The sequence below is a fragment of the Geodermatophilus amargosae genome (assembly GCF_041028265.1).
Taxonomy (GTDB): domain Bacteria; phylum Actinomycetota; class Actinomycetes; order Mycobacteriales; family Geodermatophilaceae; genus Geodermatophilus; species Geodermatophilus amargosae_A.
In genome coordinates this window covers 26053-44630 of record NZ_JABGCW010000002.1, presented here as the reverse complement: position 1 = coordinate 44630, position 18578 = coordinate 26053, and the positions used below count along the sequence as shown (strand labels likewise).

Annotated in this window: 22 protein-coding genes; 6 read left to right on the top strand and 16 right to left on the bottom strand. The window is 74.8% G+C overall.

What is annotated here, in order from left to right; translation table 11 throughout:
• Positions 1-74: 74 nt before the first annotated feature.
• Positions 75-689 (bottom strand): dienelactone hydrolase family protein, encoded by a 615-nt coding sequence (locus HLV61_RS01135; RefSeq protein ID WP_369252123.1) that lies wholly within the window; start codon positions 687-689, stop codon positions 75-77.
• Between HLV61_RS01135 and HLV61_RS01130 the strand changes: the two genes are divergently transcribed.
• Entirely contained in the window at positions 667-1044 is a 378-nt protein-coding gene (locus HLV61_RS01130; protein ID WP_369252121.1) for a hypothetical protein, read from the top strand. The two genes, HLV61_RS01135 and HLV61_RS01130, sit on opposite strands and share 23 nt — an antisense overlap.
• Positions 1045-1062: 18 nt before the next feature.
• Here HLV61_RS01130 and HLV61_RS01125 read toward each other — a convergent pair whose 3' ends face one another.
• From HLV61_RS01125 to HLV61_RS01090, 8 genes are all read right to left on the bottom strand, one after another.
• The gene (locus HLV61_RS01125; protein WP_369252119.1) at positions 1063-2256 is read right to left on the bottom strand and encodes a low temperature requirement protein A; all 1194 of its coding nucleotides are present in this window, start codon (positions 2254-2256) and stop codon (positions 1063-1065) included.
• Between the two features lie 147 nt (positions 2257-2403).
• Complete coding sequence (locus HLV61_RS01120; RefSeq protein WP_369252117.1) at positions 2404-2883, bottom strand: DUF4262 domain-containing protein; 480 nt, start codon at positions 2881-2883, stop codon at positions 2404-2406.
• A 117-nt stretch (positions 2884-3000) separates the two neighbouring features.
• Complete coding sequence (locus tag HLV61_RS01115) at positions 3001-3954, bottom strand: DNA polymerase domain-containing protein (RefSeq protein ID WP_369252115.1); 954 nt, start codon at positions 3952-3954, stop codon at positions 3001-3003.
• A gap of 39 nt (positions 3955-3993) precedes the next feature.
• The gene (locus tag HLV61_RS01110) at positions 3994-4731 is read right to left on the bottom strand and encodes an MBL fold metallo-hydrolase (RefSeq protein WP_369252113.1); all 738 of its coding nucleotides are present in this window, start codon (positions 4729-4731) and stop codon (positions 3994-3996) included.
• A gap of 54 nt (positions 4732-4785) precedes the next feature.
• On the bottom strand, positions 4786-5412 hold the full coding sequence (locus HLV61_RS01105) for an HAD-IA family hydrolase (RefSeq protein ID WP_369252111.1): 627 nt from the start codon (positions 5410-5412) through the stop codon (positions 4786-4788).
• Between the two features lie 29 nt (positions 5413-5441).
• Complete coding sequence (locus tag HLV61_RS01100; RefSeq protein ID WP_369252109.1) at positions 5442-6392, bottom strand: PLP-dependent cysteine synthase family protein; 951 nt, start codon at positions 6390-6392, stop codon at positions 5442-5444.
• Between the two features lie 46 nt (positions 6393-6438).
• On the bottom strand, positions 6439-6717 hold the full coding sequence (locus HLV61_RS01095) for a MoaD/ThiS family protein (RefSeq protein ID WP_093580575.1): 279 nt from the start codon (positions 6715-6717) through the stop codon (positions 6439-6441).
• 117 nt (positions 6718-6834) lie between these two features.
• Positions 6835-7308 (bottom strand): Mov34/MPN/PAD-1 family protein, encoded by a 474-nt coding sequence (locus HLV61_RS01090; protein ID WP_369252107.1) that lies wholly within the window; start codon positions 7306-7308, stop codon positions 6835-6837.
• Between the two features lie 97 nt (positions 7309-7405).
• Here HLV61_RS01090 and HLV61_RS01085 point away from each other — a divergent pair, with 97 nt between their 5' ends.
• Positions 7406-7753 carry a hypothetical protein gene (locus HLV61_RS01085; RefSeq protein WP_369252105.1) on the top strand — a complete coding sequence of 116 codons (348 nt, stop codon included), beginning with the start codon at positions 7406-7408 and terminating at the stop codon, positions 7751-7753.
• On the opposite strand, the gene HLV61_RS01080 is transcribed toward HLV61_RS01085, so the two are convergent.
• Both HLV61_RS01080 and clpS read right to left on the bottom strand, forming a co-directional pair.
• A complete protein-coding gene (locus HLV61_RS01080; RefSeq protein WP_369252103.1) occupies positions 7701-8189 on the bottom strand; it encodes a DUF2017 family protein in 489 nt (162 codons plus the stop codon). The genes HLV61_RS01085 and HLV61_RS01080 overlap by 53 nt on opposite strands.
• Positions 8186-8482 carry an ATP-dependent Clp protease adapter ClpS gene (gene clpS, locus HLV61_RS01075; protein ID WP_093580583.1) on the bottom strand — a complete coding sequence of 99 codons (297 nt, stop codon included), beginning with the start codon at positions 8480-8482 and terminating at the stop codon, positions 8186-8188. Before clpS ends, HLV61_RS01080 begins: the two co-directional genes overlap by 4 nt.
• 72 nt (positions 8483-8554) lie before the next feature.
• Between clpS and HLV61_RS01070 the strand changes: the two genes are divergently transcribed.
• Positions 8555-9838 carry a nicotinate phosphoribosyltransferase gene (locus HLV61_RS01070; RefSeq protein ID WP_369252101.1) on the top strand — a complete coding sequence of 428 codons (1284 nt, stop codon included), beginning with the start codon at positions 8555-8557 and terminating at the stop codon, positions 9836-9838.
• A 17-nt stretch (positions 9839-9855) separates the two neighbouring features.
• A complete protein-coding gene (locus HLV61_RS01065; RefSeq protein ID WP_369252099.1) occupies positions 9856-10422 on the top strand; it encodes an isochorismatase family protein in 567 nt (188 codons plus the stop codon).
• Between the two features lie 25 nt (positions 10423-10447).
• Here the strand turns inward: HLV61_RS01065 and serB are convergent, their stop codons facing one another.
• Entirely contained in the window at positions 10448-11731 is a 1284-nt protein-coding gene (gene serB, locus HLV61_RS01060; protein ID WP_369252097.1) for a phosphoserine phosphatase SerB, read from the bottom strand.
• A 170-nt stretch (positions 11732-11901) separates the two neighbouring features.
• Positions 11902-13659, bottom strand: coding sequence for an aa3-type cytochrome oxidase subunit I (gene ctaD / locus HLV61_RS01055; protein WP_369252095.1), 1758 nt, complete (start codon positions 13657-13659; stop codon positions 11902-11904).
• Between the two features lie 226 nt (positions 13660-13885).
• Between ctaD and HLV61_RS01050 the strand changes: the two genes are divergently transcribed.
• Complete coding sequence (locus HLV61_RS01050) at positions 13886-14164, top strand: GlsB/YeaQ/YmgE family stress response membrane protein (RefSeq protein WP_369252091.1); 279 nt, start codon at positions 13886-13888, stop codon at positions 14162-14164.
• 66 nt (positions 14165-14230) lie between these two features.
• Here the strand turns inward: HLV61_RS01050 and HLV61_RS01045 are convergent, their stop codons facing one another.
• The 3 genes from HLV61_RS01045 to HLV61_RS01035 are packed head-to-tail and all read right to left on the bottom strand — an operon-like array spanning position 14231 to position 16835.
• On the bottom strand, positions 14231-15088 hold the full coding sequence (locus HLV61_RS01045; RefSeq protein ID WP_440284463.1) for a putative RNA methyltransferase: 858 nt from the start codon (positions 15086-15088) through the stop codon (positions 14231-14233).
• A 26-nt stretch (positions 15089-15114) separates the two neighbouring features.
• Positions 15115-16335, bottom strand: coding sequence for an MFS transporter (locus tag HLV61_RS01040; protein ID WP_369252087.1), 1221 nt, complete (start codon positions 16333-16335; stop codon positions 15115-15117).
• Positions 16332-16835 carry a metallophosphoesterase family protein gene (locus HLV61_RS01035; protein WP_369252085.1) on the bottom strand — a complete coding sequence of 168 codons (504 nt, stop codon included), beginning with the start codon at positions 16833-16835 and terminating at the stop codon, positions 16332-16334. The genes HLV61_RS01040 and HLV61_RS01035 overlap by 4 nt, the downstream gene beginning before the upstream one ends.
• A gap of 76 nt (positions 16836-16911) precedes the next feature.
• On the opposite strand from HLV61_RS01035, the gene HLV61_RS01030 reads away from it, so the two are divergent.
• Positions 16912-18504: an MFS transporter gene (locus HLV61_RS01030; protein ID WP_369252083.1), complete on the top strand. Its 1593-nt coding sequence runs from the start codon at positions 16912-16914 to the stop codon at positions 18502-18504.
• The last annotated feature ends 74 nt before the right edge of the window (positions 18505-18578 follow it).

Sequence of the window (18578 nt, the reverse complement as noted above, 5' to 3'; positions counted from 1 at the left end):
GGCCGCCCTCCTGCGAGGACCCCGGGCTCAGACCGGGCAGGTGTTCCGGTAGTCCGAGACGCTCCCGAAGGCGCTCACCGACGGGCCGGGGCAGATGACTGCGAGTACCGGGTGTCGGTGTCCGCGAACCGCTTGAGCCAGGCGATCGTGTTGGCCGCGATCACCGTGTTCGAGCTGTTGGGCGCGACGTGGCTCGCCTTGTCCAGCTCGAGATGGGCCCGCTCCGGCGCGCTGGTCAGCGAGCTGTAGAACGGGATCGAGTGGCTGGCGACCGGGGCGACGCTGTCGTTCTCGGCCCCGATCACCAGGGTGGGCGTGCGGACCTCGGGCCAGGTCTTGTCGGTGTTCCAGCCGGTCAGCGGCACCGCTGCCCGCAGGGTCGGCCGGTCCTCGGCCGCCTCGAGCGTGCCGCCACCGCCCATCGAGTGGCCGACGACGGCCAGCCGGGAGGCGTCGACCCCGCTGCGGACCGCGCTGGAGCCGGTCAGGTAGTCCAGGGCGGCGAGCAGCTGGTCACCGCGGGCGGAGGGCTGGTCGTCGCGGGAGTCGGTGTCGAAGACGATGACGACGAAGCCCTGGGAGGGCAGCCGCGGCCCGAGCCAGGCGACGGTGTCCCGGCCGGCGGTGGAGCCGGGCGAGATCGCCTCCCCACCGAAGGTGCCCTGCGTGGGGGTGGTCGGGGGCACCATCAGGCGCGGCGGGTGCACCCTCCGCCTCCGCCTCCTCGACCGGATCCGGCAGGCCCACGCCGACGAGCCGGACCTGACCACGCTGCAGACGCACGGCTACTTCTGCGACGCCGTCGCCGACTGCCTCGCGGGCTGGCGCACGGTGGTGGTCGAGGCCGTCGGGGCCGGCATCCCGGCCCCGGGCTCTGCCACCGCGCTCGGCTACTACGACGGCCTGCGCGCCGAGCGGCTGCCCGCCGCGCTGGTGCAGGGCCTGCGCGACCTCTTCGGCGCGCACACCCATCGGCGGGTCGACCGCGAGGGCGTCTTCCACCCGGTCTGGTCGGAGGACCGCCGGGAGGTGCAAGCCGGCTGAGGGCGGGTGGGCGGCTCCTCACCCGTGCTCGGCGGCCGTCTCCGCCCGCACCCGTGCCCGTGCGTCGGCGTAGTGGACCACCTCGAAGGACAGCATCGCCACCAGGACGGCGGCCAGCACCGCCAGCTGCGCCAGCGCCGGCAGGTACCGCACGGCCAGAGGCGCGAGCAGCAGCACCACCGCGACGACGGCACGCGGCCGGTTGACCGAGCCGATGTTGCGCAGCCGGAACCCCAGGTGCGCCAGCAGGTACACCGCGACGCCGGCGTACAGGGCCCACAGGCCGGTGCCCTTCAGCGGGTCGGTGAGCGCGTGGTGCTCGGTGTCCCCCACGTACTCCGCGACCTTCTTCAGCCCGAGGGCGAGGAAGATGATCCCGGCGACCATCGGGAAGTGCAGGTACGTGTAGGAGTCCCGGGCGAGCCGGACCCGCTCCTCCCCCTGCTTGCGGGCCAGCACCCGCTCGGCCACCGGCGCGACGACGTCGAAGTAGGCCCACCACAGGCACACGCTCACCGTCAGCCCGAGCAGCGCGGCAGCGGCGATCGGCACGGTCAGCGGCAGGTCGGTGACCCCGACGCCGACCGCGATGATCGACTCCCCCAGGGCGATGATCACGATCAGGCCGTGCCGCTCGGCGAAGTGTCCGGGAGCGGGCAGCCGCCAGTTCCGGCCCCCGGCGTACATCCCCGAGTAGTCGACGAGCAGCGCCAGCCCCCACAGCAGCGTCTGCGCCGTGCCCCCGAGGACCGCACCCACCACGAGCAGGACCGCCGCGGTGACGACCGGGACGGCGGTGCGCCGCACCTGGGCGCGCAGCCCGGCGTCCTCTCCCGCCGCGAGCACGTACACCGCCAGGTGGAGCAGCCGCACCGCCGCGATCGCGCCGGCCAGCACCAGCGGTGCGCTGAGGCCGCCGCCCTCGTCGCCCCAGGCCTCGGGGATCGCCAGCCCGACGAGGAACAGCGCGCCCATCGCGGCCATGACCGCGCCGCGCAGCACGCCCTCGTCGGCCCGCGCCTGGTTGCCGAGCCAGGCGTAGCTGCACCAGGCGAACCAGAGCAGCGCGAGCACCACGAATCCGCGCGCGGCGCTGCGCCAGCCGACGTCCTCGGCCATGAAGGCGGTGACCTGGGTGATCGCGAAGACGAAGACCAGGTCGAAGAAGAGCTCCAGGGTGGTGACCGTGTGGTGCTCCGTGGTGGGGAGCACGCGGGTACGGGCGCGTCCGCCCCGGGACGGTCGATCGGCGTGCGCGGTCACGTGCACCTCCAGCCCGCGGGTGTCCGGGCGTCCCGCGACGGGCGCCATCCTGTCGGGTCCGGCCTGCGGGGACGAGGGCGTTCTCGCAGGACGGGCTCAGGCCGTCCAGGTGCCCGGGCGGGGCTGCCCGTGACGGCCGCCGTCCCAGCCCGGGTCCCACGGGAAGCAGCCCACCGGCGAGGCCCAGGTGAGGACGCAGGCCGGCACGGAGTACTCCGCCGGGCGCCGGTACCAGCGGTTGGCGCCCAGGAGCACCTCGCCCGGGTTGGGGCACTCCTCCACGACCACCTCCTCCCGGCCCACCTCGACCAGCTCGCCGGGCACCACCGACCGGCCTGCGAGGACCTCGCCGGCGACCGCGTCGAGCAGGGTGTGCGTGGCCGCCGACCCCCGTCCGACGACCACCAGCTCGGGATGGCCCAGGCCGAACAGGCCGATCGTGTAGCCGAACGCCGGCTCCTCGGGGCGTTCCCCGGGTCCGACGTACTGGACGGCGAAGCGGGCGCGGCGGATGACCGCGGCGAGGTGGGCGTCCTCCTGGTCCAGCCAGGCGGTGGTCTGCGGGTCGTGCGTCATGCCGGGAGCCTGCGGGTCGGCACCGACAGGACGCGCCCGCGTACACCCGGTGGTGGACGGCCGGGCCCTCTGTGGACGACGGCGGGCGGACCGTCGGCCGGTCCCCCGGCCTCCCGGTCAGCCCTCGGTGGCCCGCTTCGCCCGCGCCCGGCGCTTGCCCTCGTGCATCGCGGCCACCCGCGCGACGGGGATCGCGTGGCCCTCGGCGAGCAGGTCGGCGGGCAGCTCCTGCGGCGCGGGCAGCAGCGCCGTCCACGTGTCGCCGTCCCCGAGCCGCTCGGGAGCCGTCGTCACCGTGACGTCGCCCGGCCGGGCCGAGGCCAGGTCCTCCCAGGCGACCGGCGCCGACACCGGCAGGCCGGGGCGGATGCGCGGGCTGTAGGCGGCGACGATCGTCGACGAGCCCGAGCGGGTCGAGTCGAGGAAGACGCGGCCGTGCCGGTCCTCCTTGATGTAGGCGGTCGTGGCCAGGTCGGGGTCGAGTGCCGCCGCGCGGGCGGCCAGCGCGCGGGTCGCGGCCGCGGCGTCCTCGGGTCCGACCCCGCGGACCGGGACGACGACGTGCACGCCCTTGGACCCGCTGGTCTTCACCGCACCGGCCAGCCCGGTGTCGGCCAGCGCCCGCCGCACGAGCCCGGCGGCCCGGACGACGACGTCGAAGTCGGCGCCCTCCGGCGGGTCGAGGTCGAGCACGATGCCGGTGGGCTCGGTCTCGGTGCCGGCGCGGAAGAAGGGCACGTGGAACTCCACCGCCCGCTGGTTGGCCAGCCACAGCAGGGTGCGACGGTCGTCGCAGAGCACCTGGTGCACCTCGCGGTGCGCGCCGTAGGACCAGACCGGCACGGTGCGCACCCACTCCGGTGCGCCCTTGGCCACGTTGCGCTGCATGAACGGTTCCTGGCCCGGGCGCACGCGCTTGACCGAGAGGGGCCGGCCGGCCAGCTGCGGAACCAGCCGGTCGGCGAAGGCGTCGAGGTGCTCGACCAGGTCGCCCTTGGTCACCTCGAGCCCGTCGCCCAGCGGCGCGTCGAGGCTGGTCAGCCGGACGCCGTCCCGTTCGTCGTCGACCACCGGCCCACCGTGCCGCCTCCCCGCGGGCCCGGCAAGCGCTCAGACGTCGTACGTCGCGCCCGGGCGCACCAGCTCGGCGCCGGGGAACGCCGTCCGCGCGGCGGCCAGCTGCGCGGCGGGGTCCACCCAGGCCGGCACGTGCGTGACCAGCAGGCGGCGCACTCCGGCGGCGGCCGCGGCCTCCCCCGCCTGCCGGCCGGTGAGGTGCAGGTCCGGCGGCAGCCCGTCGCGCTCGGGGTGGGCGGCCTCGGCCAGCAGCACGTCGGCGCCGTGCGCCAGGTCGACGACGGCCTGCGAGGGCCCGGTGTCGCCGGTGTAGACCAGCGAGCTGCCGTGCGCGGTCAGCCGGATGGCGTGGCACTCGGCGGGGTGCGCGGTGCGGGCGGTCTGCACGGTGAACGGGCCGAGGATCGCCGAGACCGGCGTGACCGCGAAGTCGAAGACGTCGGTCAGCGGGGCGCCGCCGCCGTCGTACACCAGCGCCAGCCGCCGGTCGGCGCCCGCGGGGGCGATCAGCGGCAGCCGCCGCCCCGACGCCCGGCCGGAGTACCGGTGCCACACCACCAGCGGTGCGACGTCGAGGCAGTGGTCGGCGTGCAGGTGCGAGAGGTAGACGGCGTCGATCGAGTCGGGGTCGGCGAGCGCCTGCAGGGCCCCGAACGCGCCGCTGCCGAGGTCGAGCAGCACCCGGAAGCCGTCGTGCTCGACCAGGTAGCAGGAGGCCGCCGACGTCGGCCCCGGGCCGCTGCCCGAGCAGCCCACGACCGTGAGCCTCATGCCGCGCTCCCCGGCCGGCCGCATCCCCGCACGTTCTCCATCGCGGGCGCCAGGCTAGCTGCCGGACAGGACCGACCCGGCGGCCACCGTGAGGACGCCGTCGTCCCAGCGCAGTCCGGTGAGGTCGCGCACGACGACGTCGGCACCGGCGCCGACCGCCCGCTGCCCCACACCGACGACGCGGGCGCCCGCGGCCCGGCCCGCGGCGATGCCGGCGGGGGCGTCCTCGAGCACCACGGTGTCCTCGGGGCGCAGGCCGAGCAGCCGCGCGCCGAGCAGGTAGCCCTCGGGGTCGGGCTTGCCGGTGCGCACGTCGTGCCCGGTGACCATCGCGCCGGGCAGCGGCAGGCCGGCGGCGCGCAGCCGGGCGGTGGCCAGCGCCGGTGTGCCGGAGGTGACGACGGCCCACACGTCCTGCGGCAGGGACGCCAGCAGGCCGGCGGCACCGGCGACGGCGGGCACCGTACCGGCGTCCTCGAGCTCGTAGCGGTCGATCAGCGCGGCCGCCTCGGCCCGCCGGGGCCCGGCCACGAGGTCGGCCACCGTGTCGGCGGCCCGGCGCCCGTGCACCACGGCCAGGACGCCGGTGGGGTCCAGGTCGTGCTCCACCGCCCAGCGCGACCAGGAGGTGACGACGGCGGCGTCGGAGTCGACCAGCACGCCGTCGTTGTCGAACAGCAACCCCCGGGCACGAAGGCCGAGCGGCCGGCTCAGGCCCAGAGCTGGCCCTCGAGCGCCGAGGTGGCCTCCTCGACCGTGCCCGCGTACGCGCCGGTGGACAGGTACTTCCAGCCACCGTCGCAGACGATGAAGACGATGTCGGCCTTGCGCCCGGCGGCGACCTCGCGGTCGGCGATCCCGAGCGCGGCGTGCAGGATCGCGCCGGTCGAGATGCCGGCGAAGATGCCCTCGCGCTCGACCAGCTGCCGGGTGCGGTGGACGGCGTCCTCCGGGCCGACGGAGAAGCGGGAGTCCAGCAGCTCGGGGTCGTAGAGCTCGGGGATGAACCCCTCGTCGATGTTGCGCAGCCCGTAGACCAGCTCGCCGTAGCGCGGCTCGGCGGCGATCACCTGGACGCCGGGCTTGTGCTCGCGGAAGTAGCGCGAGCAGCCCATCAGCGTGCCGGTGGTGCCCAGGCCCGCGACGAAGTGGGTGATCGAGGGCAGGTCGGCCAGGATCTCCGGGGCCGTTCCGGTGTAGTGCGCCTCGGCGTTGGCCGGGTTGCCGTACTGGTAGAGCATCACCCAGTCGTCGTGCGCGGCGGCCATCTCCTTGGCCATCGCCACGGCCTGGTTGGAGCCGCCCGCGGCCGGCGAGCTGATGATCTTCGCGCCGTACATCTCCAGCAGCTGGCGGCGCTCGACCGAGGTGTTCTCCGGCATGACGCAGATCAGCTTGTAGCCGCGCTGCCGGGCCACCATCGCCAGTGAGATGCCGGTGTTGCCGCTGGTCGGCTCGAGGATGGTGGCGCCCGGCGTGAGCGTCCCGTCCTTCTCGGCCGCCTCGATCATCGAGATCGCGGCGCGGTCCTTGATCGACCCGGTGGGGTTGTGGTCCTCGAGCTTGGCCCACAGCCGCACGTCGGAGGTCGGCGACAGGCTCGGCAGCCCGACCAGCGGGGTGCCGCCGAGGGAGTCGACGAGGGAGTTGAAGCGGGCCATGGCAGAGCTCTTCCCGGGGACGAGGCGGACGGTGGGTGGGGCTGCCTCAGCAGCCGCCGGCGACCGCCGGGAGGATGGTGACCGAGTCGCCGTCCTTGACCGCGGTGTCCAGGGCGCCGGTGAACCGCACGTCCTCGTCGTTGACGTAGACGTTGACGAAGCGGTGCAGCTTCCCCTCCTCGGTCACGAGGCGGCCCTTGATGCCCGGGTGCTGGGCGTCGAGGTCGTCGACGAGCGCGCCGAGGGTGTCCCCGCTGCCCTCGACGGTCTTGTTGCCGCCGGTGTGGGTGCGCAGGATGGTCGGGATCCGGACCTCGATGGCCATGGCGTGCGGTTCTCCTCGGGAGGGTGGGGACGTGCGGGAGCGCTCCGTGAGCGCGTGTCACTGCGGGCAACGCCCGCTCGCGGCCGCGGATTCCGTGCCCCGCGGCACAGCACCGGCTCAGTCGTAGACGACGGTGGTCGGCGAGTGGCCGAACAGGTAGGACTCGACGACCTCGACGTCCTCCTCGCTCACCTCGCCGTCGACGATCCGGAAGCTGCGGAACTCGACCTCGTCCCCGGCCAGGCCGGTCTCCCGGCCGTGGTGGCGCGTGGAGACGAGCACGTAGTGGGCGCCCGGTTCCGACGCGTAGGTGACGTCGGTCCTCGACGGGTGCGCCTCGGTCGCGGTGTGCGAGTGGTAGATGACCACGGGCTCCTCGCCCCGGTCGTCCATGTCCCGGTAGAGGCGCAGCAGGTCGGCCGAGTCGAACTCGTAGAACGTCGGCGACCGGGCGGCGTTGAGCATCGGGATGAACCGCTCGGGGCGGTCGCTGCCCTCGGGGCCGGCGACGACGCCACAGGCCTCGTCCGGGTGGTCCTCCCGGGCGTGGGCCAAGATGGCGTCGTAGGTCGCGCGGTCGATGCGCAGCACGACCCCAGTCTAGGCGGCGCGCGCGGGCCACCGGGACGACGGTCGCCCGACCGGGGGCGGGCGCCCGCCGGTCGCCGACCGGCTACGGTGCGGTCTCGTGGTGCTCGAGCTCCTGATGGTGGCCGGCGTGGTCGCCGTCGCGCTGCCGGCGCTGTGGCTGGGCGTCCGGGGGCTGACCTCCCGGACCGGGCACTACAGCAGCGACGTCGCCGCCGACCGCCGGTCGCTCGCCGTGCTGGTCACCGCGCGGTCGCTGCTGCTCCTCCTGGTGCTGGCGCTGTCGGCCGTCACCCTCGTCTCCGCCGTCGGCGCGATGGTCCGCGACCTGGAGATGCCCAGCCTGGTGCTGGTCTTCTTCGTCCTCGACCTGCTGCTCGCGACCCTCGTGGTGCTCACCTTCGGCCGGCGGCGACCGCGTCGACCAGCGACCCCTGCAGCGCGGTGAGCCAGTAGTAGAGGGCCAGCTGCTGGCCCTCCTCGCCGACGGGGTCCTCGGGAGGCTCGGTCTCCTCGGTGATCCCGATCCGCTCGCCCAGCGCCAGCCGCAGGTCGTTGGTGGTGCGCAGCCACGCACCGGCCTGGTCGCGGTCCAGCCGCACCTCCCCGCCGTCGGCCGGCAGGCTGGCCCGCACGGCGGCGAGGTCGTCGGTCTTGCCCGACCGCAGGGCCGCCTCCGTCAGGTCGCGGTAGTCCGCCGCGATCTCCGGGTCGGTGCGGTGGCCGGCGGGCAGCAGACGGGCCATGACCGGGTCGCCGTCGACGTCGTCGGCATCGGCGGCGAGCAGCTGCTCGAGCTGGTCGAGCAGCAGCCCGAGGACGCCGGCCTCGGCCGGCTCGAGCCGGGCGACGACGTCCCCGCGCCTGGGCCGGAACGGTCTCATGCGTCCTTCTGGTAGGTGGCCCACAGGCCGTAGGCGTGCAGCCGGCTGGTGTCGTGCTCCATCCGCTCGCGCGGGCCGGAGCTGACCACCGCCTTGCCGTCGTTGTGCACCTGCAGCATGAGCGTGGTCGCCGTCGGCTCGTCGTAGCCGAACAGCTCGCGCAGCACGTGGGTCACGTAGGTCATGAGGTTCACCGGGTCGTTCCAGACGATGGTGACCCAGGGCCGGTCGAGGTCGGCGGTCTCCTCGACCGTGGATTCGGGCGTCCGTGTCGGCGCCAGGGGTCCGGCCACCCGACCACTCTAGGACGCCCCTCCCCCGGCTCCCGGGGTGAGGGCACGGCACCCGACCTAGAGTCCCGTCCCATGCCGACGGGTCCCGCCCTGCTCACCGACCGGTACGAGCTGACCATGGTCGCCGCCGCCCTCGCCGACGGCACCGCGGACCGCGACTGCGTCTTCGAGGTCTTCGCCCGCCGGCTGCCGCACGGCCGCCGCTACGGCGTCGTCGCCGGCACCGGCCGCCTGCTCGAGCAGCTCCCGTCCTTCCGGTTCGGCGACGACGAGCTCACCACGCTGCGCGAGCAGGGCCTCACCGACGCCCGGCTGCTGGACTGGCTGGCCGGCTTCCGGTTCTCCGGCGACGTCGACGGCTACGCCGAGGGTGAGCTGTTCTTCCCCGGCTCGCCGGTGCTCACCGTGCGCGCGCCCTTCGCCGAGGGCGTCCTGCTCGAGACGCTGGTGCTCTCGGTGCTCAACCACGACAGCGCGATCGCCTCGGCCGCTGCGCGGATGGTGGGCGCGGCGTGCGAGCGGCCGTGCATCGAGATGGGCTCGCGGCGCACGCACGAGCAGGCCGCCGTCGCGGCGGCGCGGGCCGCCCACCTCGTCGGCTTCGTGGCCAGCTCCAACCTCGAGGCCGGCCGGCGGTACGGCGTGCCGACGACGGGCACCAGCGCGCACGCCTTCACGCTGCTGCACGACGACGAGTCCGCCGCCTTCCGCGCGCAGGTCGACACCCTCGGCGTGGGCACCACGCTCCTGGTGGACACCTACGACGTCGCCAAGGGCATCGCCACCGCCGTCGAGGTGGCCGGGCCGCAGCTGGGCGCCATCCGGCTGGACTCCGGCGACCTCCCGACGCTGGCGAGCGCCGCCCGCCGCCAGCTCGACGACCTGGGCGCGACCGGGACCCGGATCATCGTGACCAGCGACCTCGACGAGTACGCGATCGCCGGGATGATGGCCGCGCCGGTCGACGGCTACGGCGTGGGCACCTCGCTGGTCACCGGCTCCGGCGCCCCGACCGCCGGGATGGTCTACAAGCTGGTCGAGCGCGACGGCGTCCCGGTGGCCAAGCGCTCCGAGGGCAAGAACTCCGTCGGCGGCCGCAAGTCGGCCGTCCGCCGGCACGACCCCGACGGGATGGCGACCGCCGAGGTGGTCACCAGCGGGCCCGTGCAGCCGCGCGAGGGTGACCGGCAGCTGGTGGTCCCGCTGGTGCGCGGCGGGGAGGTGGTGGCGCCGTCGTCGCCGTCCGGGGCGCTGGCCGCGGCGGTGGCGCACCACCGCCGGGTCCGCGAGGCGCTGCCGCCGGAGGCATGGGCGCTGTCCCGCGGGGAACCGGCACTGGAGACGGTGACCCAGTGACCTCCGGGAGGACCGGCATGACGCGCGCGCTCCTGGTGGTGGACGTGCAGAACGACTTCTGCGAGGGCGGCAGCCTGGCCGTGGCCGGGGGCGCCGCGGTGGCCGGGGCGATCAGCGGGCACGTGCGGACCGCCGGGTACGCGCACGTCGTCGCCACCCGCGACCACCACGTCGACCCCGGCGGCCACTTCGCCGAGCAGCCGGACTACCTGGACACGTGGCCGGCGCACTGCGTGGTCGGCACCGGCGGGGTCGAGCTGCACCCGGCGCTGGACCGCGGGCCGGTCGAGGCGGTGTTCGACAAGGGCGAGTACGAGGCGGCCTACTCCGGCTTCGAGGGCCGGTCCGACGGCGTGGGGCTGGCCGACTGGCTGCGCGGGCACGGCGTGGACGCCGTCGACGTCGTGGGGATCGCCACGGACCACTGCGTGCGCGCCACCGCGCTCGACGCCGTCGCCGAGGGCTTCGACACGCGGGTGCTGCTGTCCCTGACCGCGGGCGTCGCCGAGGCCTCGACCGCCGCCGCCCTCGACCGGCTCCGCGCCGCCGGCGTCGAGCTCGAGGGCACCGTCCACCGCCCCTGAGGAGCCCTTGTAGCGCCAATGGCTCCTACAGGGCGTCGAGGACCTCGTCCCTGGTGAAGCCGAGGACCTGCAGGACGGCGTCGAGGTAGGGCTGGTTCAGCGCGGTGTGCGCCTGCTCGCGCACCACCGGCTTGGCGTTGAAGGCGATGCCCAGCCCGGCGGCGTTGAGCATGTCGAGGTCGTTGGCGCCGTCGCCCACCGCGACCGTCTGCTCCAGCGGGATGCCGTGCGCGGCGGCGAAGCGGGCCAGCGCCCGGGCCTTGCCCGGCCGGTCGACGATCTCGCCCACCAGGCCGCCGGTGAGCCGGCCGTCGGAGACCTCGAGGGTGTTGGCCGCGGCGAAGTCCAGGCCGAGGGAGGCCGCCAGCGGATCGGTGATCTGGCTGAAGCCGCCGCTGACGATGCCGCAGCGGAAGCCGAGGCGCTGCAGCGTGCGGATCAGCGTGCGGGCGCCCGGGGTGAGCTCCAGGTGCTCACGGACCTCGTCGAGGACCTCGACCGGCAGGCCGGCCAGCGTGGCCACCCGCGCCCGCAACGACTCGGCGAAGTCCAGCTCGCCGTTCATGGCCGCGGCGGTGATCCGGGCGACCTCGGCGGCCCGCCCGGCGCGCGCGGCCAGCTCGTCGATGACCTCGCCGCGCACGAGCGTCGAGTCGACGTCGAGGACGATCAGCCGCTTGCTGCGCCGGGCCAGCCCGACCTGCTCGACGGCGATGTCGGCGCCGGTGGACGCGGCGACGGCGGCCAGCGCGGTGCGCAGCTCGGTGGCGCCGGCTCCGGAGACGGTCAGCTCGAGGCTGGTCACCGGCCAGTCCGACAGCCGCCGGATGGCGTCGATGTTGCCGCCGACGCCGGCGATCGCCGTGGCCGCGCCGGCGACCGCGGACGGCGGCACCGGGCGGCCGAGCAGGATGACGTGGTGCGGCCGGCCGGCCGGGACGCCCTGGACGCCGCGGTCGGGGGCGGACTCCACCTCGACGCGGACACCGGTGGCCCGTGCGACGTCGTCGGCGAGGCGACCCAGCCCGGCGAGGAAGGCGGCCTCGTCCACCGGTCCCCCGGCCGCCGGCAGGGCGCCGACGACCACGCCGACGACCACGCCGAGGACCAGGCGCCCGTGCACGACGACCTGCTCGACGTCGACCACCTCGACCGGGGGCACGCCGTCACCGCCCCGCGCCAGCGCCCCGAAGAGGCGGGCGGTCACTCCGGGCCGGTCGGCGCCGGTGACGGTGAGCAGCGCCCCGGGCCGCTGGGCGGCGGCCTGCGGCAGGACGCGGGGAGCGGGGTCGGGCGGCACGGGCGTCATCGTGCCGCACCGCCCCGGCCGCTCCCCCGCCCGGTCGGGGACCCCGGACGCGGCGACGCCCCGCCGGCCGGAGCCGACGGGGCGTCGCAGGTGACGTCGCGCTGTTCTTCCGCGGCCCCCTCCCAGGGCCCCGCCACGAGGAAGGAGTGGTGGGGAGGGAGGGGGTCCGGTCAGAACGGGTCGGGGTCGTTCGGGCCCTGACGGGGACCCGAGCCGCTGGACAGTTCGCTCACGCCGCCGTACGGCTCGTGCCGCTTGCCGACGTGCGCCTCGGCGTGCAGCCGCTCGATGAGGTGCGGGTAGTGCGCCTCGAACGCCGGACGCTCCGACCGGATCCGCGGGATCTCGGTGAAGTTGTGCCGCGGCGGCGGCGAGGACGTCGCCCACTCCAGCGAGTTGCCGTGGCCCCACGGGTCGTCGCGCAGCGCGAGTCGGCCGTACTTCCACGACTTGGCCACGTTGTAGAGGAACGGGATGGTGCTCGCGCCCAGGACGAACGAGCCGATCGTCGAGATGACGTGCAGCGTCGTGAAGTTGTCGGTGGGCAGGTAGTCGACGTACCGACGCGGCATGCCCTGGGTGCCCAGCCAGTGCTGGACCAAGAACGTGGCGTGGAAGCCGATGAACGTCAGCCAGAAGTGCAGCTTGCCCAGCCGCTCGTCCATCATCCGGCCGGCCATCTTGGGGAACCAGAAGTAGATGCCGCCGTAGGCGGCGAACACCACGGTGCCGAAGACGACGTAGTGGAAGTGGGCGACGACGAAGTAGCTGTCGTTGACGTGCCAGTCCAGCGGCGGGCTGCCCAGCAGCACGCCGGTGAGCCCGCCGAGGAGGAAGGTCACCAGGAAGCCGATCGCGAAGAGCATCGGCGTCTCGAACGTCAGCTGGCCGCGCCACATGGTGCCGATCCAGTTGAAGAACTTGATGCCGGTCGGCACGGCGATGAGGTACGTCAGGAAGGAGAAGAACGGCAGCAGGATCGCGCCGGTGGCGAACATGTGGTGCGCCCACACCGTGACCGACAGGCCGGCGATCAGCAGGGTCGCGCCGACCATGCCCTTGTAGCCGAACAGCGGCTTGCGGCTGAACACCGGGATGATCTCGGTGATGATGCCGAAGAACGGCAGCGCGATGATGTAGACCTCGGGGTGGCCGAAGAACCAGAACAGGTGCTGCCACAACATCGGCCCACCGTTCTCGTCCGAGTAGATGAGCGCACCGAGGTTGCGGTCGGCCAGCATGCCGAAGATCGCCGCGGTGAGGATCGGGAACGCGAAGAGCACCAGCAGGCTGGTGACCAGGGTGTTCCAGGTGAAGATCGGCATCCGGAACAGGGTCATGCCCGGCGCCCGCAGGCAGGCGATGGTGGTGATGAAGTTGACCGCGCCGAGGATCGTGCCCAGACCGCTGACGGCCAGGCCCGAGAACCACAGGTTGGCGCCGACGCCGGGGGTGTGCACGGCGTCGGAGAGCGGGGCGTAGGCGTACCAGCCGAAGTCGGCGGCACCGCTGGGCGTCAGGAAGCCCGAGACGGCGATCAGGCTGCCGAAGAAGAACAGCCAGAAGGAGAAGGCGTTCAGCCGCGGGAACGCGACGTCGGGAGCACCGATCTGCAGCGGCATGATCAGGTTCGAGAACGCGAAGAACAGCGGCGTCGCGAACATCAGCAGCATGATCGTGCCGTGCATGGTGACCAGCTGGTTGTACTGCTCCGGGGACAGGAACTGCAGCCCGGGCTGGCCCAGCTCACCGCGGATGAGCATGGCCATGAAGCCACCCACGACGAACCAGGCGAACGAGGTGGCCATGTACATCAGGCCGATGGTCTTGTGGTCCGTGGTCCGCAGCAGGTTCGAGAGCCGCGCACCCCGCTGGACCTCGCGAGCCGGGCTGGGCCGGCTCACGATCGGTGCAGGCGCGATCGTCACGGGCGCAGCTTAGACCGTGCGCAGGAGGGTCGTCGGGCCCGACCGGGCGGGCGCGCCGGTGCACGGGGCCACCGCCCGGTCACCCGTAGGGGGGACGTCGGCGAGCCGGACGGCACCGTCTAGATCAATTCGGGTTTCCGCCCTGCTCAGGAGGGGAACAGGAACGTCCGGCGCTGGAGATCCCAGGCCCCGGCCACCAGGCCAGTTCCCCTCTGGAGGTCCCACCGTGGAACTTCTCTGGAACATCATCGTGCTGATCGTGGTCGGCGCCATCGCCGGCTTCATCGCCCGGGCCGTCGTGCCCGGCAAGCAGTCCATGAGCATCGGGATGACCATCATCCTCGGCATCATCGGGTCGCTCGTCGGCAACGCGCTCGGCAGCCTCATCAGCGGTAACGGCTTCGAGATCGGCACCGCCGGCATCATCGGCTCGATCATCGGCGCCATCGTCGTGCTGCTGATCTACGTCTTCGCCACGCGGGGACGCAGCCGCTCCGTCCGCTGACGCGGTCTGCTCCAGCGTCCCAGCGGCGCTGGAGCAGCGAGCACGTCCGCAGGAGGGGCCCGGCCGTCACGGCCGGGCCCCTCCTGCGTCCGCGTCCGCGGGGACCGTCCACGTCGTGACGTCGACGGCGAGGGTCGCGCGCACCGAGGGCGGCAACCCGGCGACCGCGGCCGCCAGCCGCTCCGGCGTCAGGTGCCGGGCGTGCGGGCCCATCCCCACCACCGTGGCCACCGTGCCGCGGTCCAGGTCGACCTGCTCGCGGTGCCGCACCCGCCCGGCCGGGACCAGGTGCGGCTCCAGGGACGCCGCCAGCCGGGCCTCCTTCTCCGGGTCCACCCGCAGCAGGCCGAGCGGCCGCACGAGCTCGGCGAGGTGGTCGGGCGCGGGGGTGACCACCACCAGCCGGCCGCCGGGCCGCAGCACCCGTGCGGTCTCCGGGCCGTTGCGAGGCGCGAAGACCACCGTCACGCGGTCGACGGCGCCGTCGCGCACGGGCAGCCGCGCCCAGGTGTCGGCGACCACCGCGAGCACCCGGGGCGAGATCCCGGCCGCGCGGCGGGCCGCGTAGCGCGAGGAGTCGAGGACCACCCCGACGGCGCCCGGCAGCCGGTCGAGGACACCCGCCAGGTGGTGCCCCGTGCCGCCGCCGAGGTCGAGGACGGCGTCCACCGGCCCCTCCCCCGCGGCGACCGCGTCCCCCAGCACCCGGGTCAGCCCCGCGTAGGTGCCGGCGGAGAGGACCGCCGCGCGGTCGGCCACCATCGCGACGGTGTCACCGGTGGGCGGGGTGTGCCCGGGCGGCAGCAGCGTCACGTGCCCCTGCCGCGCCCGGTCGTAGGAGTGCCCGGCCGGACAGCGCAGGCCGGCGTCCCCGGGCAGGGCCGACAGCGGCGCGCCGCAGACCGGGCAGGCCAGCAGGGCCACCGCCCCCGGCGGCCACGGCGTGCGGCTCACCGGGCGTCCGCGCCGGCGGAGGTCCGCTCGGCCGTCCGGCCGGGGACGACGGCGACGGCGCCCGCGGCGGCGACCGCGCCCAGCGCGAAGGCCGCGCCGTAGCCGGGCCCGCCGTCGGCGAGCAGCGCCGCCAGCGGGACGGTCAGGGCGGCCGCCAGGTTCTGGACGGTGTTGTGCGCGCCCAGCGCCCGCCCGGCCCACGCGCTCCCGGCCTGCTCGGCCACCGAGGTGAACGCCACCCCGTTCGGGCTCACGGTGGCGACCGCCGCGAGCGCCACCGCCGCCGCGGCCGCGGCGGGCCCGAGGACGTCCGGCGTCAGGGTGGCGACGACGGCCAGCAGCCCGACGACCACCGCGACGACGACCGCGACCTGCCGCAGGGGCCCGAGCCGGCTGCCCACCCGGTCCGACCAGGTGCCCGCACCCAGCCGCGCGGCGACCCCGCCGACCTGGGTGACCGCCAGCAGGGTGCCGGCCCCGGCCACGCTCCAGCCCGCCTCGCGCACCAGCCAGTCGAAGGCGAGCCCCGCGACGGCGAACTGCGGCACCACGAGCAGCGTGCTGGCCGCGTGCACCCGCCACAGGACGGGGCTGCGGTAGGGCGAGACCGGACGCGGCGCGCCGTCGGTGCGCGGCGGGCGGTCGGGATCGCGGACCAGCAGGCCCACGAGGACCGCCGTCACCGCGCAGCCGGCCGCCAGGGACACGAAGGCGCCCCCGGGGCCGTCGGCCGCCAGCCGCGGGAGGGTCAGGGCGGCCAGGCCGACGCCCAGCGGCTGCCCGGCCTGGCGGATGCCCATCGCCAGCCCGCGCTGCTCCGGCGGGAACCAGCCCAGCACCAGCCGGCCGCTGGCGGCGTGCACCGAGGCGCTCCCGGCCCCGGCCAGCAGCAGCCACAGGCCGGTCGGCACGGCGGCGTCGGCCAGGGCGGCACCGGTGAGGGCGCCGGCGGCCACGGCGAGGCCGCAGGAGAGCACGAGGCGCTCGCCGTACCGGTCGGCGAGGGCACCCCAGGCGAGCAGCGCGCAGACCAGGCCGGCGGTGGGCGCGGCGACGAGGAGGCTGACCTGCGGCAGGGTGAGCCCCTCGGCGCGCAGCGCCACGGTGAGGAAGGGCATCCCGTTCTGCGCCGCGCAGGCGGCGACGAGGCCGGTCAGGCCGATGAACAGGTGCCGCCAGCGGGCGGCCGGCGGGGACGCCGTCGGGACCGCCGTCACCGGGGGACCGGGTGGAGGACCACCTCGGACAGGACCCCGGCGTCGGCCACGGCGGTGAGGAAGGTGCCGGTCGGCTGCCGCCGCCGGTCGGTGGGCGAGCCGGGGTTGAGCAGCCGCAGACCGGTTGCGGTGGTGGTGTCCCACGGGATGTGGCTGTGGCCGAAGAAGAGGACGTCGGCGTCGGGGAACCGGGCGGCGCAGCGGCGCTCCCGGCCCTTGGCGTCGCCGGTCTCGTGGACGACGGCGACGCGCAGGCCGCCGACCTCGGCGCGGGCCACCTCCGGCAGCCGCTCCCGCAGCGGCCCGTGGTCGTTGTTGCCGTAGACGGCCAGCAGGGCGCGAGCACGGGACTCCAGCGCGTCGAGCAGGGCGACGTCGACCCAGTCGCCGGCGTGCACGACGAGGTCGGCGGCCTCGACGGCCGCCCAGAGGGACCGAGGCAGGTCACGTGCCCGCTTGGGGAGGTGTGTGTCAGCGGTCACCACCAGCGAAACGGCCACGGTCCCATGGTCGCAGGAGACTGGGTTGCCCCTCGGCCGGCGATCTCGGCCCTGCTCTCCACTCCCGAAGGACCCCATGACCCACCCGTCGTCCACGTCCGCGATCGGGCCGGACACCCCGGCCGCGGAGCCCTACGAGAGGCGCTGGCTGGCCCTCGGCGTCATCGCGATGACCGTCCTGCTGGTCATCCTCGACGCCACGATCGTCAACATCGCGCTGCCCGCGGTGTCCGCCGACCTGGGCATCACCCCGGCGACCCAGCAGTGGATCGTCACCGCCTACACCCTGACCTTCGGCGGCTTCCTGCTGCTCGGCGGCCGCATCGCCGACTTCTGGGGCCGCAAGCGCACCTACCTGGTCGGCGCGGCGGGGTTCGCCGTCGCCTCGGCACTCGGCGGCCTCGCGCAGAACGAGGCCATGCTGTTCGGCGCCCGCGCGCTGCAGGGCGTCTTCGGCGCGCTGCTGGCGCCGGCGTCGCTGGCGCTGCTGACCGTGCTGTTCACCGACCCCCGGGAGCGCGCCAAGGCCTTCGGCGTCTACGGCGCGATCGCCGGCGGCGGGTCCGCGGTCGGCCTGCTGCTCGGCGGCGCGCTCACCGAGTACGCCGACTGGCGCTGGTGCTTCTGGGTCAACCTGCCGGTGGCGCTGCTGGCCATCGTCCTGGCCATCCCGTTCGTGCCGGAGAGCAAGGCCCCCGGGGACACCAGGTACGACATCCCCGGCGCGATCGTCATCACCCTGGGCCTGGCCTCGATCGTCTACGGCTTCACCCGGGTGGCCGAGGCGTCGCAGACCAACGCCGCCGACGCCGCCGCGGCCAACGCGGCGGCCGCCGCACAGGGCGCCCCGACGCTCGTCACGGCCGACAGCGGCTGGACGGACGGTCCGGCCTGGGTGTTCATCGTGACGGGCCTCGTGCTGGTGGCCCTGTTCGTGGTGGTGGAGCTGCGCACCCGCAACCCGCTGCTGCCGATGCGCATCGTGCTCGACCGCAACCGCGGTGGCGCCTACCTCACCTCGACGCTCGTGGGGGCCGGGCTCATCGGGGCGTTCTTCTTCCTCAGCCTGTACTTCCAGCAGGTCCTCGGCTACGAGCCGATCGTCGCCGGCCTGGCCTCGCTGCCCACCACCCTCGGCGTCCTCCTCTCCGCGGGCGCGGCCAGCGCGCTCGTCCCGCGGGTGGGACCCAAGCCGCTCATGGTCCTCGGCGGGTTGCTGGCCGCGGCGGGGCTGTTCACGCTGTCCTTCGTCGGCGTGGACACCGGCTTCTGGCAGCTGCCCTTCCCCGGCCAGCTGCTGCTCGGGCTGGGGCTCGGCTTCACCTTCGTGCCGCTGTCGAACCTGGCGCTCGTCGGCGCCGGCGAGCGCGACGCCGGTGCCGCCAGCGCGATGCTCAACGCGACCCAGCAGGTGGGCGCCTCGATCGGCACCGCCGTCCTGGCCTCGTTGTCGGTGGGCGCGGTCAGCGCCTACACCGCCGACACGCTGACCTCGGGCGCGAACCCCCAGGACCCCGCGGTCGGCCTGCAGGCGCAGGTCGAGGGCTACACGACGGCGTTCACCTGGGCGGCGGCGCTGCTCGTCATCGGCGCCCTCGTCTCGGCGTTCCTCATCGAGGCGACCAGGGACGACCTCCCGGCCGGCGACGTCCCCGTGCACGTCGGGTAGGTCCCGGACACCTCGGCGCCCGCGTCCCCGGCAGGGGGCGCGGGCGCCGTCGTGTGCAGCGCCGTCGTGTGCAG

Coding starts and splice junctions, on each gene's coding strand:
- HLV61_RS01135 (WP_369252123.1), bottom strand. CDS start 689: ATGGTGCCCCCGACCACCCCCACGCAGGGCACCTTCGGTGGGGAGGCG.
- HLV61_RS01120 (WP_369252117.1), bottom strand. CDS start 2,883: ATGACGCACGACCCGCAGACCACCGCCTGGCTGGACCAGGAGGACGCC.
- HLV61_RS01110 (WP_369252113.1), bottom strand. CDS start 4,731: ATGAGGCTCACGGTCGTGGGCTGCTCGGGCAGCGGCCCGGGGCCGACG.
- HLV61_RS01100 (WP_369252109.1), bottom strand. CDS start 6,392: ATGGCCCGCTTCAACTCCCTCGTCGACTCCCTCGGCGGCACCCCGCTG.
- HLV61_RS01095 (WP_093580575.1), bottom strand. CDS start 6,717: ATGGCCATCGAGGTCCGGATCCCGACCATCCTGCGCACCCACACCGGC.
- HLV61_RS01080 (WP_369252103.1), bottom strand. CDS start 8,189: ATGAGACCGTTCCGGCCCAGGCGCGGGGACGTCGTCGCCCGGCTCGAG.
- HLV61_RS01070 (WP_369252101.1), top strand. CDS start 8,555: ATGCCGACGGGTCCCGCCCTGCTCACCGACCGGTACGAGCTGACCATG.
- HLV61_RS01065 (WP_369252099.1), top strand. CDS start 9,856: ATGACGCGCGCGCTCCTGGTGGTGGACGTGCAGAACGACTTCTGCGAG.
- serB (WP_369252097.1), bottom strand. CDS start 11,731: ATGACGCCCGTGCCGCCCGACCCCGCTCCCCGCGTCCTGCCGCAGGCC.
- HLV61_RS01030 (WP_369252083.1), top strand. CDS start 16,912: ATGACCCACCCGTCGTCCACGTCCGCGATCGGGCCGGACACCCCGGCC.